This window comes from Hyunsoonleella sp. J2K-J805 (genome assembly GCF_057167125.1).
The window spans coordinates 2598094-2614726 of record NZ_CM169901.1; the positions used below are offsets into that span (position 1 = coordinate 2598094).

Consider the following 16633-nt stretch of genomic DNA (forward strand, 5'->3'; position numbering starts at 1 on the left):
TTTATAGGTTTTAGTTTGCCATTTTTGATGCCATAATTAAGGCATTATAGGCGTTAACAATTTTTCCAGATTTTACCACATCTGCAAATGGTTTGATATTTTCTGAATTACCACCAACAATAACTTTGGTTTTAATATCCAATCCAGAATCTAAAATGATTTTCTTTACCTGTGCTGCACTTAATTTAGGATAGTAAGAACGAATTAATGCTGCAACACCAGCCACAGCTGGAGCCGCCATTGATGTACCACCTTTGGTATCATATTCATTTTCTGGTGTGGTAGAATATACTTTTGCGCCAGGCGCAAATATATCTACATTATTTTTTCCATAATTAGAAAAACTGGCGAGTAACCCAGATCCATATTTAGGTGCTAAAGCACCAACTCTGATATAAGTATCTGAGATTTCTTTTCCATTGATATTATCATCGGGAAAATTAGGTTCTTCGTCAACATTTTTACTATCGTTCCCCGCGGCATGAACAAATACTACATCTTTTTCAGCAGCATAAGCAATAGCTTCTCTAACCCAATCACTACGGGGAGAAAAGCTTTTCCCAAAACTACCATTTATGATTGAAGCGCCATTATCGACTGCATAGCGAATAGCAAGCGCCACATCTTTATCATACTCATCACCATTTGGTACGGCTCTTATGCTCATAATCTCAACATTGTTTGCAACACCATTAGCGCCTTTACCATTGTTGCGTTCTGCCGCAATAATACCTGCTACGTGCGTACCATGGCTCTCATCTTTTTTTACTGGTTTTACATTGCCATTGCCATAAAACTTTAAGTTCATATCTTCTGGATCGTCCCCGTTAACTCTTCCTTTGTGGTTTTTGTTTAAATGGAAATTTAAACGCTCATTGATACTTTTTAATGAATTATTAATTTCTTCTAAAGCATCTTCCATAGACTCTATATCATTGTTAAACATAAATTGAGCAACTTGTTTTGCTTGAGACAATGTTTGATCATCCGTTTTTAATGCAGCAACTTCTTTTTGTGTATAGTCTTTCGTTCCGAAATGCTTTGTTAGAGCCTCGTGAGCACCTTTAACTTGCTGATAAATTTGATCATATTGCGTTTTGTATTGCGTATACTTTGCATATTCTTTTTCATATTCAGCTTTAGCAGCCGCATAATCGGGATGGCTTGTGTTGCCATTCGCTAAAATCCTTACATATTCTAATTGTTCGTTGTAACCATCACCTAAGAAATTCCATCCATGCACATCATCAATGTAGCCGTTTTTATCATCGTCCTTCCCGTTTCCTGGTTTTTCGTCTTTATTCGTCCAAATATTGGCATCTAAATCTTCATGGTCAATATCAATGCCTGAATCAATCACTGCAACAATCACTTTTTTTCCTTTTCTGTTTTTGATGATTTCGGCATAAGCTTTATCAACACTCATTCCTGGTATAGTATCAACCAATAAGTCTAAATGCCCCCAGTTTTGTTTTTCGGCTTCAGTTAAATCTGAAACTTTTAATGGAATGGCATCAATGTTTTCCTCTGGGGTTAATAGAATTGCCCCAGTACTTCCGCACCCAGATAATAGGGCTGATAGCACTGCTATAAATGCTAATTGTTTAATTGTTCTCATTTTTATATTTGAATTAGTCCTTCTTAATTAAACACCTCATTGGCCGATAAGACTTGATCCAATCTTACGCCTTTTTCGGTATGTTTTACTGTTATAACTTCGTTATAAGCATCATGTTCTAAAAATAAATAAAAGCCATTGTCTGCAGCCATGTTTAAAAACTTCTCTTTTTCGTCTAAAGTTAATAAAGGACGCATGTCGTAGCCCATAACATAAGGTAAAGGTAAATGGCCTGCGGTTGGTAGTAAATCGGCCATAAAGCAAATAGTTTTACCCTTATAATGAATCATTGGAATCATTTGTTTATCTGTATGCCCGTCGGCAAAAAAAACATCAAAACCCAATGCAGAGTTTTTAAGTATATTGCCTTTTGGAATATCGGTAAATTTTAAACGACCGCTTTTTTCTATGGGTAAAATATTCTCCTTCAAAAAAGATGCTTTCTCTCTAGCATTTGGATTTACAGCCCACTCCCAATGATTTTTATTACTCCAAAAATTGGCGTTTTTAAAGGCTGGTTCATAGCCCGTTCTATCCTTATTCCATTCAATAGCTCCACCGCAATGATCAAAATGCAAATGTGTCAAAAACACATCGGTGATATCATCTGGATGGAAACCGTGTTTTTTTAAGGAGCCGTCAATGCTATCATCACCCCATAAATGATAGTACCCGAAAAACTTTTCAGATTGTTTGTTGCCCATCCCTGTATCAATTAAAATAATCCGATTTCCATCTTCAATAAGTAGACATCTAGCGGTTAAATCTATCATATTATTTTCGTCTGCAGGATTGGTTCTGCTCCAAAGGGATTTCGGCACAACACCAAACATGGCTCCACCATCTAACTTAAAATTTCCTGAATTTATAGGGTATAAAGTCATAGCGAGCCAATTTACAAAATATGACTAAAATCTTATATAATGTTAAGAGTTTATTATGAAATTAGGCATGAAGAAAAAAATGTAAAATATATTCTCAGCGAATCATTTTATTTATATTAGTGTTTTTCAATTTTAAAACAGATTATGTTAGAGCTTGCGGGCATTATTATTCTTGGTATTTTGGCACAATGGGTGGCGTGGAAACTGAAGATTCCTGCTATACTTCCACTGATTTTAATAGGATTATTGGTAGGCCCTATAGCCTCTGAGTTTTTAAGTGAAGACGGTACAAAATGGATAGAACCTATATGGAATGGTGAAAAAGGCCTATTCCCAGGAGAGGGATTGTATTATTTTGTCTCACTTGCTATAAGTATTATTCTTTTTGAAGGCGGGCTTACACTTAAACGATCGGAAATACGAAATGTAGGTCCTGTAATTACAAAACTGATTACACTCGGTTCTGCAATAACGTTTTTTGGTGCAGGAGCTTTGGCACACTTTATTTTTAATTTGAGCTGGGAATTATCACTTTTATTTTCAGGTTTAATAATAGTTACGGGCCCTACGGTAATTACCCCAATTTTAAGGAACATTCCGTTAAAAAAAGATATTTCCACAGTTTTAAAGTGGGAGGGTATTTTAATAGACCCCATTGGAGCTTTAGTAGCCGTATTGGTATTTGAGTTTATTAGCGTGGGAGGCGATAGTGGTTTTACAAAAACAGCGTTAGTGGAGTTTGGTAAGATTCTATTATTTGGTACTACCTTTGGTTTTACGTTTGCCCATGCGTTGGCATTTGCGGTTAACAAGAAATTGATTCCGCACTATTTATTAAATGTAGTGTCTTTGTCTGCTGTTCTTTTAGTGTTTGTGGAATCTGAGATTTTTGCGCACGAATCTGGGTTATTAGCGGTTGTAGTTATGGGAATGGTTCTTGGTAACGGCAAATTAGAAAGTATTAAGGAGCTTTTATATTTTAAGGAGTCGTTGAGTGTACTTTTAATTTCAATTTTATTTATTCTTTTAGCGGCTAACATCAATATAGAAGATATGCGATTGCTTTACACATGGAAAACCGCTATTTTGTTTGGCTTAGTGGTGTTTTTGGTGCGACCATTAGCAGTTTTTGCAAGTACTCTGGGCTCTAAACTAAAGTTTAATGAAAAACTATTTATAAGTTGGGTGGGTCCTCGTGGTATCGTTGCAGCAGGAATCGCTTCGCTTTTTGGAAGCAAGCTTATAAAACAAGGGGTTGAAGGAGCTGAGTACATTACACCTTTAGTGTTTATGATAGTTTTAGGTACCGTGTTGCTAAATGCAACTACAGCTCGACTTTTTGCAAAAGTGGTTGGCGTGTTTTTAAAACGATCAGAAGGTATTTTAATAGTTGGGGCGTCTCCTTTTGCCCGATTAATTGGTGAGTATTTGGAAAACAACGGTAGACACGTTGTGCTTATAGATAGTAATCAAACTAATATACAAATTGCCCAAGAACAAGGTTTGGATGCGATTAACACCGATATTTATTCTGAAGAATTGAACAATAACATAGAGCTTAATGATGTAGGGTTTTTAATGGCACTTACAGGAAGTAAAGACGTAAATAATTATGCGATAAACCGTTTTAGAGATCAGTTTGGAGAGAGTGGTTATTTTAGATTGATTACCTCTGATGAAATTGATGACCCAGAAAGCATACCAAAAGAAGCTTTATTTTCTCCAACGGATGATTTTAGCTCATTAACTGAGGTATCTCGAAAATTTCCTGAAATACACGAAACCGATATTAATAGTAGGGAGCATTATGAAGAGCTTATTGAGCTTACAAAAGCACAAGAAGACATGATACCACTTTTGGTTAAAGATAAAAAGGGCGTGCTTGAAGTTATTTCTTCACACAATAAAGCCATTGAGAAAGTTGAAGATGGATATAAGTTTGTGTATTTGGGTAAATCTATTGATAGTGAAATAGTGAATAAAAAAACTAAAAACAGATAATTTTAAAATAAAAAAAGCCTCGTACAGAGGCTTTTTTGTTTCTAATATCGGTTATTTACCCAACAATATGCAACTCTGTAAACTCCTTTTTAAGGGTTAACGTATTGTCACCATTAATTTTTAAATCTTTTAGTGGTATATCTACATTATCCACCTGAACTTTTTTGATTTTGAAAGGCAAACCATGTAAGTTTAATTTAAAGGTCTTGTATGTAGTAGTGAACTTACCTGTTTTATGTTGCTGGATAATCAGTTCCTTCTTTTTTCCTAATAACTTAAATGTTCTAAGGCTATATCTACCTTTTATGTAATCGTATCCATCACCAGCATCTTCGAACACCATTGATTCTTCCTTACCTTCTGTATAATATACATCAAGTAGAAGCTCATCAATAACTTTCTCACCTACATATTGCTGAATAGGATATTTTGGTATGATAGCGCCTTCTTTTACAAAAATTGGCATACTGTCTAAATCAGCATCTACCCATAATTCTTGCCCACCAGTAATTGCTTCGTCAGTCCAGAAATTATACCATTTCCCTTTTGGCACATACATACGTCTACCTTTTTGGTTTGGCCCGTTAACAGGACATACCAAAATCTTTTCACCAAAGATAAATTCATCATTTCTATAGTGCGTTTGCTGATCTTCTTGATCATAAAGTACCAAAGACTTTAGGATAGGAATACCTTCTTCAACATACCTCCAAAATGCTGTATATAAATATGGTAGTAATTGATATCTTATTTCTATAAACTTTCTAACCACATCAGTGATAGTGTCATCAAAAGCCCAAGGCTCTTGGTCACCATGATCTCCAGAGGAGTGTGTTCTACAAAATGGATGAAAAATACCCAATTGAATCCATCTCGCATACAATTCCCCATTAGGCTGTTCAGCAAATCCTCCAATATCAGAACCTACAAAAGAAAAGCCAGACATGGCCATACGTTGCGCTTGCAGGTTTGCAATATTTAGGTGATCCCAAGTGGCTATATTATCCCCTGTCCAACTAGAGGTGTAACGTTGTGTTCCCGAATAAGCGGCTCTTGTAATGACGAAAGGACGCTTAGGATATGAGAATTTTTTTAAACCTTGGTAAGTGGCTCTAGCCATTTGCATGCCATAAACGTTATGTGCTTTTCTATGGCTACATGGGTTACCATCATAGTCATGTCTTACATCGTTAGGGAAGGTTTTCCCTGGCACATCCATTACAGCAGGTTCGTTCATATCGTTCCAAACACCTTTTACGCCTATATCTTCTACAAGTTCTTTAAAAAGGTCAGACCACCAATCTCTTACTTCAGGTCTTGTAAAATCTGGAAAGTAACATTCCCCGGGCCAAACCTTACCTTTCATATACGGCCCATCAGCACGTTTACAGAAATATTCTTTTTCTAAACCTTCTTTAAACACAGAATAATCCATGTCTATTTTAATTCCTGGGTCTATAATAACTATAGTTTTAAAGCCGTCATCTGCCAGTTCCTTAACCATGCGTTTAGGATCAGGAAAATACTCCTTACTCCATGTAAAGCACCTAAAGCCTTCCATATAATCGATATCCAAATAAATGGCATCACAAGGAATTTGTAGTTCCCTAAACTTAGCGGTTATTTCCTTTACGTTAGATTCTGGATAATAACTCCATTTACATTGGTGATATCCAAGCGTCCAAAGCGCAGGCATTTCGTGTGGCTTACCTGTTAAATCCGTGTAGTTTGCTACTACTTCAGACATTTCAGGACCATAAATGAAATAATAGTTCATTTCCCCACCATGAGCCCAAAAGCTGGTAATGTTTCTGCGCTCGTGGCAAAAATCAAAAAAGGAACGGAACGTATTGTCAAAAAAGATACCATAAGCTTTTTTGTGGTGTAAAGCAGTATAAAACGGAATGGCTTTATAAATAGGGTCTGTTTCCCTACCATAAGCATAAGAATCGGTTACCCAGTTTTCAAAACGTTTTCCTTTTAGGTTATTATCAACAGGTTTATCACCTAAACCGTAAAAACTTTCTCCCGGTTGGGAAGTTTTAGACATTTTTACAACATCTCCACCAAACTCATAACTTTCTTCCCAATGGAACCCAAGCTCGTCCTCACAAATTAAGGTATTGTCTAAGGCATCAAAAATAGAAGCTCTAAGATCTGTTTTCGAAATTTTACAAATTAATTTTGCAGTAGTAATGATGTAATTATCCTCGTCTTCAGTAACTTCAAGATGGTTGTAACCTCTACTTGCGTATTTGGTAATGGCATAAGAAAAATCATTTTCAAATATACCAGTAGTTGTGAACCTAAAGCGCAATATACTATCCCTACGAACCGTAACCTCAAGAACAACACCGTTTTCAGCGGTAAAAGAGAGTACGTTAAGGTTCTTTTCGTATTTTATTATTTTGGATGGAAATAAATTTCCTTTGTATTCTAATTCAGTATTTAATATCATTAAAAGTGGTATTAAAATTAATCAACGAAATTACTAAATTTTAAATGCAAGCATAGTTTCTTTTTATCAAAAAAATGGTTAATTAATTAGACAAAATTTAATAATAGACGGATTAAATTACCAAGTTTGTAAGATTCTGTAAATCAGCAGTTTTTTTGGTTTTTATCCAAATAATAATTCGATAACCTTCAATTATTAGTTGAAAATGTGGAAAAAGAGATGATTTAAAAAAATGCGCGATAATTTATTATCGCGCATTTTAGATATGCTAATTGTAAATTATTTAAAGTTAAAAACCGTAACCGCCAATGGAGGCAACGTTATGGTTGCTGAATAGTCCTTACCGTTCCAAGATTCTTTTTTAATGATTGTTAATTTTTTATTGGTAATACCACTTCCTCCAAACGCTTTGGCATCACTATTAAAAACCTCTTCTAATTTCCCCTTAAACGGTACACCTATCTTGTAGCTTTTTCTAACCGAAGGTGTTAAGTTGCATACCACAACAACATTATCCTCTTCTTTATAGCCTTTTCTTATATATGAAATCACACAGTTTTCATGGTCGTCGTAACTGATCCACTCAAATCCTTCATGACTAAATCCTTTTTCATAAAGCGCTGGGGTTTCTTTGTATAGTTTGTTGAGGTGTTTAAAATAGTTTTGCATGTCTTGGTGGGGCTTAAAGTCCAGCAAATTCCAGTCTAAGCTACCTTGAAAATCCCACTCGTTATAATGCCCAAACTCGCTACCCATAAAAAGTAGTTTTGTACCAGGGTGTGTGAACATGTAACCATAAAGTAACCTTAAATTAGCAAAACGTTGCCATTCGTCACCTGGCATTCTTCCTAAAATGGAATTTTTACCATAAACCACTTCATCGTGCGATAGCGGTAGCATAAAATTCTCGGTAAAAGCATAAGCTAAACTGAAGGTGATTTCGTTGTGGTGGTATTTTCTGTAAACAGGATCTTTTTTAAAGTATTCTAATGTATCATGCATCCAGCCCATCATCCACTTCATACCAAAACCTAAACCGCCCATAAACGTTGGTTTTGAAACCATAGGGAATGCTGTAGACTCCTCTGCAATAGTTTGCACATCAGGGAAAGAGGCATAAACCTCTTCGTTTAATTGCTTTAAGAAATCAATAACAGCAAGATTTTCTCTTCCTCCATAAATATTTGGTTCCCATTCGCCATCTTCTCTTGAATAATCTAAGAATAACATTGAGGCCACTGCATCTACACGCAACCCGTCTGCATGATATTGGTCTAACCAGAAAATAGCATTACTGATTAAGAATGAACGGACTTCGTTTCGCTCATAATTAAAAATTAAACTTTTCCAATCTTGATGATAGCCTTTTCGTCTGTCTGGATGTTCATAAAGATTTGAGCCATCAAAAAACCCGAGTCCATGCGCATCTTCTGGAAAGTGTGAAGGTACCCAGTCTAAAATAATACCAATATCATTTTGATGGAGTTTATCTACTAAATATTTAAACTCTTCAGGGTATCCATAACGCGAAGTAGGCGCAAAGTAACCTGTAATTTGATAGCCCCAAGAAGGATCGTAAGGGAACTCCATAATTGGCATAAGTTCTACATGGGTAAAATTCATTTCTTTTACATAGTTAACTAAGTCATCAGCCAACTCATGGTAAGACATAAACCTGTTTTCTTCTATGTTTTTTTTCCAAGACCCTAAATGCACTTCATAAACAGAATAAGGGGCGTCAATAGCATTGTTCTTTTTGCGCTTTTTCATCCACTTATTGTCTTTCCATTTATAAGTGTCATCCCATACAATAGAGGCCGTTTTTGGTGGGTGCTCACAACGTCTTGCGTAAGGATCAGCCTTTTCTGTTTTTATATCATTATGATGGCTTTGGATTTTATACTTGTAGATAGCTCCTTTTTCTACTAACGGAATAAAGCCTTCCCATATTCCACTGGCGTCCCAACGCACGTTAAGCTGATGTTCGCCTTCCATCCAATAATTAAAATCTCCAATTACAGACACCTGTTTTGCACTAGGTGCCCAAACAGCAAAATATACGCCTTCTATACCGTCAACGGTAACCAAATGAGACCCAAATTTTTCATAAAGTCTAAAGTGTTTTCCGGCTTTAAATAGGTTAATATCGAATTCTGTAAATAAACTGTACGGTTTAACGTGTGCCATAGTTTGTTGTTAGTTGTTTATAATATTTTTATAGGTGTTTCTTTTTACGCTATTTATTAATTTGAAATATATGAAACGGTAACGTTGGATGAAGTTCAACAAAATTCCACTCATTATGCCAGTTGTATCTATTATCGGTAATTAAATCGTGCATTTCTAGATTATGGCCAGCGTGAACACCTAGTTCATGAAGCGGCATTTGTATGCTGCCTTGTTGCGAGTTGTGTGCATCTAAACTAATCACCACAAAGATGTGATTAGTTTTGGCTTCGTTCCATTTGTAAAACGCCATTAAATTGTCGTTTTCAACATAACAGAATTTTATGTTGTTGGTTTGTTGCAAAGCTTCATTAAAATGCCTTATATAGTTTATTTTTCCAATAACGGTGATGAGTTTATTTTGAACATTCCAATCGTAATGTGTGATTTGGAATTTTTCAGAATTCAAATATTCTTCTTTTCCTAGTAGAGAATCTGACAGCATATACTCAAAAACAGGTCCGTAAATACCAATAGAAGAGCTTAATGTTGCAGCCAAAACATAACGTTGTATGTGTTTGGATTCTCCTGTGCCTTGCAATGGAAATGGATTGATATCTGGTGTATTTGGCCAGAAATTAGGTTGCATGTATTCTTTTAATTCTGTTTTTGTTAATTCTTCAACATACTCAATGAGTTCATGCTTGCTATTACGCCAAGTAAAATAGGTGTAAGACTGTGTATACCCTTGTTTTGCTAATTGTTGCATTACTTTTGGAGCCGTAAATGCTTCTGCTAAAAAGATAACGTTAGGGTGTTTTTCTTTTACTTTAGTGATGATCCAATTCCAAAAATAAAAGGGTTTGGTGTGTGGATTGTCTACCCTGAAGATTTCTATACCACAGTCAATCCAATGTAATAAAATATCTAAACACTCATCCCAAAGTGCTTTGTAATCTTCACTTTCCCAATAAATGGGTAAAATGTCCTGATACTTCTTTGGTGGGTTTTCAGCATATTGCACTGTACCATCTGGACGCCATTTAAACCATGATGGGTGTTCTTTTACCCATGGATGATCGGGTGCAGCTTGTAATGCATAATCCATTGCAATTTCTAAATCCTGTTCTTTAGCTTTTTGAATCAAAGCCTTAAAATCATCTAAATTTCCTAATTGCGGATGAATAGCTTTGTGTCCACCGTGTTTTGACCCAACACCCCAGGTTGAACCCACATCGCCTTCCTTGGCTTCGGTGGTATTATTCTTGCCTTTACGATTTACTTCGCCTATAGGGTGTATAGGAGGTAGGTATACCACATCAAACCCCATATTTTTAATTCTAGGAAGTAATCGTTCACAATCTTTAAAAGTACCGTGAACCCCTTCTTTTTCTGATGCTGAGCGCGGAAAGAACTCATACCAAGTGCTAAATCTTGCTTTTTTTCGATCCACATAAACTTGATATTCCTTAGAGGTGTTTTCTAAAAACTTTATTGGGTTGTTATAGAAAATATCATGCAATTTATCAGAAATAGCTTCGTTTAAAGCCTCTCCATAAGCATCTTCATCTTTAAAAATAGTTTCAAGATGTTTTAAATAAACCTTATCTTCTTTAGAAGTTACTTTTTTTAGGATTTGCTTTATATATTCTGCACCTTCTAAAAGTTCTGAGCGTACATATTGTCCGTCTTCAATTTTTCTTTTGGTACCATGTTGCCAGTTTAATGCATAATCTATCCAAGCTTCAACTTTATAACTATAAAACTCTTGTTTGTCAACAGTAAATGCAGCTTGCCATTCGTTGTTAAAATCTAGAGACATTCTAGTCTCTCGCCATTTTTTTTCATTTTGATGCTTATAGTGTACTGATGCGCCTAACACATCATGACCATCGGCCAAAACAAAGGCTCTTATATTTACAATTTCATTAACAACTCGTTTGATATAGAACTCACCACAATTTACACTTGGTGATACATAATCAATTACAACTCTTCTTTGGTCTTGCATTTTTTAATGATATAGAAAAATAAAAAGGTTAGTTTTTTTTAGATGATAGTGCCTTTAGGAATTGTGGCTCCATTTTTTATTACCACAATACCGTCTCGTACACAATAAGTGTCTGTTTCAAAGTCTTCTAGGTGCGGCCCGCCTTTTATCCTAACATCATCGCCAATACGACAGTTTTTATCTAGGATGCAGTTTTTAATAAAACACCGCTCACCAATACCCATAAGGTTTTCTATTTTTTTATTTTCCATATCCTCTAAAGACTCATAATAGTCTGCGCCCATCATGTAGGTGTTTATTACCGTAGATTCTTTACCTATTCTAGAGCGAATACCAATTACTGATCTTTCAATTTTTGCTGCTGCTATAATACATCCCTCGGAGACTACAGCTTTATCTAAAACAGTACCTGCAATTTTTGTGGTTGGCAACATTCTAGCGTGCGTATAGATACGTTTTTCCCTATTGTATAAATCGAATTTAGGAATATCATCAGTAAGGCCTAAATTGGCTTCAAAAAAAGAATCAATAGTTCCTATATCTGTCCAATAGCCCTCATATTGATAGCTTAACGTTTTATGAGAATCTATGGCCTGAGGGATAATTTCTTTACCAAAATCATTCGTATCAGGGTTTTTCATTAACTCCACCAACAAATCTCTGTTAAATACATAAATACCCATTGAGGCTAAATAGTTACGCCCTTGCGCTTTCATCTCGTCACTAACCTCTGACGTCCAATCTGGTAATAAACTAGCATCTGGTTTTTCAATAAATGAGGTGATAATACTTTCACCATCAGATTTTAAAATTCCAAACCCTGTAGCGTCTTTGGCATTTACAGGAATAGTAGCAATGGAAATTTCTGCACCACTTTTTACATGAGCATCAATCATTTTATCGTAATCCATTTGATACAATTGATCTCCAGATAATATTAAAGCATATTCAAAATCATGTTGTAAAAAATGATGCATACTTTGTCTTACTGCATCTGCGGTTCCTTGAAACCAAGTTTTGCTTTCTGGAGTTTGTTCTGCGGCTAACACATCTACAAAAGCACTACTAAAAAAACTAAAATGATAGGTGTTTTTTATGTGCCTATTTAAACCAGCTGAGTTAAACTGAGTTAAAACAAAAATACGTTTAATATCTGCATTAAGACAGTTTGAAATAGGGATATCAACTAATCTGTATTTTCCAGCAATGGATACCGCTGGTTTTGAACGTCGATCAGTTAGCGGATATAGCCTTGAGCCTTGGCCGCCACCCAATACTATGGATAGAACTTTATTGTTAATCATATTTTTTAGTTTTAGTTAGTTTTGTTAAACGAGTGTTTTATATAATGCTTCTACTTGTTTTGCAATGGCAACCCAATCAAAATAATCTTCAACACGTTTTCTGCCATTTATTGCCATAGTTTCTCTTAAGGTTTTATCACCAATAACTTTGTTTATCCCGTTTGCTAAATCTTGCGAGAATTTATCAGGGTCAATAGGTTCAAAAGGGGCTTCGGTTTGTTGTTCTAAAGGTATTAAAATACCTGTTTCACCATCAACTACAACCTCTTTTATACCACCAACAGCACTGGCAACTACAGCAGTATTACATGCCATGGCTTCTATATTAATAATACCAAAGGGCTCGTATATAGATGGACAGCAAAATACATCTGCATGAGAATAAAGCTGAATGATTTCTTCCTTGGTTACCATCTTGTCAATCCAAATAACATTATCACGAGTTTTTTTAACTTCGTTTACAGCATCTTCCATTTCTTTACCAATTTCCTTAGTGTCTGGAGCGCCAGCACATAATACAATTTGAGTATCAGGATCTATATACTTAATAGCGTTTACAAGGTGAATAATACCTTTTTGGCGAGTAATTCTACCCACAAAAAGCACATAAGGTTTTGTTTTGTCTACACTGTATGCATCTAAAGTTGCACTTTCGTTTGTTTGCACATATTGCTGTAAATTAATGCCATTATAAATTACTTTAACTTTATTTTCATCAACATTAAAGTGTTTTATAACATCTTCTTTTGTTTCTTCTGAAACAGCAATTAACGCATCGGCCATTTCTATGGCTGTTTTTTCTACCCATGAAGAGGCATCGTATCCACGCCCCAACTGTTCTCGTTTCCATGGGCGCAATGGCTCCAATGAGTGCGTTGTTATAACTAGAGGTGTACCGTAACAAAGTTTTGAAACGATACCTGCAAAATGTGCATACCACGTGTGACAGTGTACCACATCTGCATCAACAGCATCAGCATTCATATGAAGCGCTGTACTTAATGTTTTAAAAACAGATTTTAACTTATCATCAGCATCTTTAAAAACGCCATCTTCAAAGGGGAATCCTTTTACATTTAAATTGCCATCGTTGGAATCTTGATCACCAAAACACCTTACATCTAATTCCATGAGTTTTGATAGTTCGTCGGCTAAATATTCAACATGTACTCCGGCACCACCGTAAACATAAGGTGGAAATTCTCTAGTGTAAAAAAGTGCTTTCATATAGTATATTACGATTTCTGTGTAAAATTCATATCAAAAAAAGAGAATTAAACACACAATTCCCCGTTTTTTTAATGTTACTTTTAAAAATTACCAAATCTATTTTAGAACGTTGTAATCATTTGAAATGAAGCAATTTACTGCTTTAAAATTACGAAATTGTTAATAACAATTTTAAAACATAGGTTAGATTGAGATGTTTGGTAAGCACAGTATTTTTAAGGGTTTTGATTGGTTGAACCTCACAAATAAATCTTAAAAATTTAAATTTACAAAATAATTATTAACAATTTGTAAGTGAATTTATTTTTATGAATAATCAGGTGTTTTTTGATTATCAAGAAATTATCGATAAAAATTTTATGCTAATGCCAGATACTGTTGAAGAATATTAGGAATTTATTCAAAATGAATGAATAAAATAAAAGTATAGCACTGTGAAGTTTAAATTTCTGTAAAATGCACTTTCCTGTTTAAGCCCAATACTTAATCATTCAACTTCAATACCGCCATAAACGCCTGTTGCGGGATTTCTACATTACCCACTTGTCGCATACGTTTCTTCCCTTTTTTCTGCTTTTCTAAAAGTTTACGTTTACGCGAAATATCACCGCCATAACACTTGGCAGTAACATCTTTACGAAGAGCTTTAACCGTTTCTCTAGAAATAATTTTTGCACCAATGGCTGCCTGTATTGGAATATCAAACTGTTGGCGAGGTATGAGTTCCTTTAACTTCTCACACATTTTTTTACCAATAGTCTGCGCGTTTTCAGCATGAATTAAGGCAGAAAGCGCATCAACAGGTTGCGCATTCAATAAAATATCTAAACGCACTAATTTTGATTGCTTCATACCAATAGGGTGATAATCAAAAGAGGCATAGCCTTTTGATACCGTTTTTAATCGATCGTAAAAATCAAAAACAATTTCTGCTAAAGGCATTTCAAAAATTAACTCAACGCGCTCAGTTGTTAAATACGTTTGATTGGTAATAAGCCCCCGTTTTTCAATACATAACGACATCACATTACCCACAAAATCGGCTTTTGTGATTATGGTTGCTTTTATATATGGTTCTTCCACACGATTTAAGGTAGAGGGTTCAGGTAAATCAGAGGGATTATTTACAATGATAATTTCATCTGGCTCTTTATTGGTATAGGCATGGTACGACACGTTGGGTACCGTAGTAATAACCGTCATATCAAATTCACGCTCTAAACGTTCTTGGATAATTTCCATGTGTAGCATACCTAAAAACCCACAACGGAAACCAAAGCCTAAAGCGGCAGAACTTTCTGGTTGAAACACCAAAGACGCATCATTAAGTTGTAGTTTTTCCATTGAAGCACGTAAGTCTTCATAATCTTCAGTATCAACAGGATAAATGCCCGCAAAAACCATAGGTTTTACATCCTCAAACCCTTCAACAATATTGGTTGTAGGTTTTGCAAAATCAGTAATAGTATCACCAACCTTAACTTCTTTGGCGGTTTTTATTCCTGTGATTAGGTAACCAACATCCCCTGTTTTTACAGTTTGTTTTGCAACTTGGTTTAGCTTAAGTGTACCAATTTCGTCTGCATAATAATCTTTATCTGTTGCCACAAATTTTATGTGTTGCCCTTTTTTAATTTCGCCGTTAAAAACTCTAAAATAGGTTTCAATACCTCTAAACGTATTGTAAACCGAATCGAAGATTAAGGCTTGTAACGGTGCATTGGGGTCACCTTTAGGAGCAGGAACACGCTCAATTATGGCTGCTAAAATATTATCCACCCCAAAACCAGTTTTTCCGCTGGCGTGAATGACTTCCTCGGGATCACAACCCAATAAATCCACAATATCATCGGTCACCTCTTCAGGGTTGGCACTTGGCAAATCTACTTTATTTAATACAGGAATAATCTCCAAGTCGTTTTCCAAAGCCAGGTATAAATTAGAAATGGTTTGCGCTTGTATGCTTTGAGCAGCATCAACGATTAATAACGCACCTTCGCAAGCAGCGATAGAACGCGATACTTCATAAGAGAAATCGACGTGACCAGGAGTGTCAATCAAGTTTAGCACATATTTTTCGCCTTCATATTCATAGTCCATTTGTATAGCGTGACTTTTTATGGTAATACCACGTTCACGTTCCAAATCCATATTGTCCAAAAGTTGATCTTGCTTTTCTCTAGCCGTTACCGAACCAGTGTGGTCTAATAAACGGTCAGCAAGTGTACTTTTTCCGTGATCAATATGTGCAATAATGCAAAAATTCCTGATATTCTTCATAAATCAAACTCTTCTTAAAAAGATGTTGCAAATATAGCTGTTTTTTTACTCAGACCTCACAGGTTTTTACTTCGACAAGCTCAGCACGAGTAAAACCTGTGAGGTCTTATTTTTACTAATAGCATATTCACTATTTTTGAATAGTAACAGATACTTTAAATGAAGCTTGATAAAACAAACTTTTTAACCAAAATTCACCTCATTATTTCGGTTCTAATTGTAGTGCCAGTTGCGTTTTTATATGGCTTTAATCCAAGTTCAACATTTGATATTCATTTAAATACGGTTGACGAATTTAACGCCTTTAAAGCCATTATGGGCTTGTATTTAGGCTTTTCCATCCTCTGGATTTTAGGCCTTTTTAAAAAGAATTACCTAAAACTAGCGTTGGTAAGTAACATGGTTTTTATGCTGGGTTTAGGCTTTGGGAGATTAGTAAGTTTAGCGCTTGACGGCACACCCACTTTTGCATACGTTTTCGGAACCATCGGCGAATTAATATTAGGATTTTACGGACTTTGGGTTTTAAAATCCAGCCATCATCGCACCACAAATACCTAAACTAATAATCAGGTAAACCACAGCAAGAATAAAAAATACTTTGGCTACTTTTTTGTTTTTCCCACGGATGCTAAATCCAATAATAGTCAACAAAATTGATGGCCCGAACATGATCAGTAA

Annotated in this window: 10 protein-coding genes; 2 read left to right on the top strand and 8 right to left on the bottom strand. The window is 35.4% G+C overall.

Annotation, left to right across the window (positions count from 1 at the left end):
• Positions 1 to 10: 10 nt before the first annotated feature.
• Together AC1B0Z_RS11545 and AC1B0Z_RS11550 are read right to left on the bottom strand one after the other, a co-directional pair.
• A complete protein-coding gene (locus AC1B0Z_RS11545) occupies positions 11 to 1618 on the bottom strand; it encodes a S8 family peptidase (RefSeq protein ID WP_483792194.1) in 1608 nt (535 codons plus the stop codon).
• Between the two features lie 23 nt (positions 1619 to 1641).
• Positions 1642 to 2502 carry an MBL fold metallo-hydrolase gene (locus AC1B0Z_RS11550; RefSeq protein WP_483792195.1) on the bottom strand — a complete coding sequence of 287 codons (861 nt, stop codon included), beginning with the start codon at positions 2500 to 2502 and terminating at the stop codon, positions 1642 to 1644.
• A 144-nt stretch (positions 2503 to 2646) separates the two neighbouring features.
• On the opposite strand from AC1B0Z_RS11550, the gene AC1B0Z_RS11555 reads away from it, so the two are divergent.
• Complete coding sequence (locus AC1B0Z_RS11555) at positions 2647 to 4503, top strand: cation:proton antiporter (RefSeq protein WP_483792197.1); 1857 nt, start codon at positions 2647 to 2649, stop codon at positions 4501 to 4503.
• 55 nt (positions 4504 to 4558) lie between these two features.
• On the opposite strand, the gene AC1B0Z_RS11560 is transcribed toward AC1B0Z_RS11555, so the two are convergent.
• The 6 genes from AC1B0Z_RS11560 to lepA form a co-directional block, all read right to left on the bottom strand.
• Entirely contained in the window at positions 4559 to 6961 is a 2403-nt protein-coding gene (locus tag AC1B0Z_RS11560) for a glycoside hydrolase family 31 protein (protein WP_483792198.1), read from the bottom strand.
• Positions 6962 to 7240: 279 nt separating this feature from the next.
• Positions 7241 to 9148 (bottom strand): 1,4-alpha-glucan branching protein GlgB, encoded by a 1908-nt coding sequence (gene glgB / locus AC1B0Z_RS11565; protein ID WP_483792199.1) that lies wholly within the window; start codon positions 9146 to 9148, stop codon positions 7241 to 7243.
• Positions 9149 to 9197: 49 nt separating this feature from the next.
• Positions 9198 to 11138, bottom strand: coding sequence for an alpha-1,4-glucan--maltose-1-phosphate maltosyltransferase (locus AC1B0Z_RS11570; RefSeq protein WP_483792201.1), 1941 nt, complete (start codon positions 11136 to 11138; stop codon positions 9198 to 9200).
• A 38-nt stretch (positions 11139 to 11176) separates the two neighbouring features.
• Positions 11177 to 12442 carry a glucose-1-phosphate adenylyltransferase gene (locus AC1B0Z_RS11575; RefSeq protein ID WP_483792202.1) on the bottom strand — a complete coding sequence of 422 codons (1266 nt, stop codon included), beginning with the start codon at positions 12440 to 12442 and terminating at the stop codon, positions 11177 to 11179.
• Between the two features lie 24 nt (positions 12443 to 12466).
• The gene (glgA, locus tag AC1B0Z_RS11580; RefSeq protein WP_483792204.1) at positions 12467 to 13669 is read right to left on the bottom strand and encodes a glycogen synthase; all 1203 of its coding nucleotides are present in this window, start codon (positions 13667 to 13669) and stop codon (positions 12467 to 12469) included.
• Positions 13670 to 14155: 486 nt separating this feature from the next.
• Entirely contained in the window at positions 14156 to 15952 is a 1797-nt protein-coding gene (gene lepA / locus AC1B0Z_RS11585) for a translation elongation factor 4 (RefSeq protein ID WP_483792206.1), read from the bottom strand.
• A 159-nt stretch (positions 15953 to 16111) separates the two neighbouring features.
• Here lepA and AC1B0Z_RS11590 point away from each other — a divergent pair, with 159 nt between their 5' ends.
• Positions 16112 to 16513, top strand: a complete 402-nt coding sequence (locus AC1B0Z_RS11590) for a DUF4345 domain-containing protein (RefSeq protein ID WP_483792207.1) — start codon at positions 16112 to 16114, stop codon at positions 16511 to 16513.
• Positions 16514 to 16633: the final 120 nt, after the last annotated feature.

Bases quoted from the DNA above. Each gene is read 5' to 3' on its own strand.
- AC1B0Z_RS11545 (WP_483792194.1), bottom strand. From the start codon at position 1,618: ATGAGAACAATTAAACAATTAGCATTTATAGCAGTGCTATCAGCCCTA.
- AC1B0Z_RS11550 (WP_483792195.1), bottom strand. From the start codon at position 2,502: ATGACTTTATACCCTATAAATTCAGGAAATTTTAAGTTAGATGGTGGA.
- AC1B0Z_RS11555 (WP_483792197.1), top strand. From the start codon at position 2,647: ATGTTAGAGCTTGCGGGCATTATTATTCTTGGTATTTTGGCACAATGG.
- AC1B0Z_RS11560 (WP_483792198.1), bottom strand. From the start codon at position 6,961: ATGATATTAAATACTGAATTAGAATACAAAGGAAATTTATTTCCATCC.
- glgB (WP_483792199.1), bottom strand. From the start codon at position 9,148: ATGGCACACGTTAAACCGTACAGTTTATTTACAGAATTCGATATTAAC.
- AC1B0Z_RS11570 (WP_483792201.1), bottom strand. From the start codon at position 11,138: ATGCAAGACCAAAGAAGAGTTGTAATTGATTATGTATCACCAAGTGTA.
- AC1B0Z_RS11575 (WP_483792202.1), bottom strand. From the start codon at position 12,442: ATGATTAACAATAAAGTTCTATCCATAGTATTGGGTGGCGGCCAAGGC.
- glgA (WP_483792204.1), bottom strand. From the start codon at position 13,669: ATGAAAGCACTTTTTTACACTAGAGAATTTCCACCTTATGTTTACGGT.
- lepA (WP_483792206.1), bottom strand. From the start codon at position 15,952: ATGAAGAATATCAGGAATTTTTGCATTATTGCACATATTGATCACGGA.
- AC1B0Z_RS11590 (WP_483792207.1), top strand. From the start codon at position 16,112: ATGAAGCTTGATAAAACAAACTTTTTAACCAAAATTCACCTCATTATT.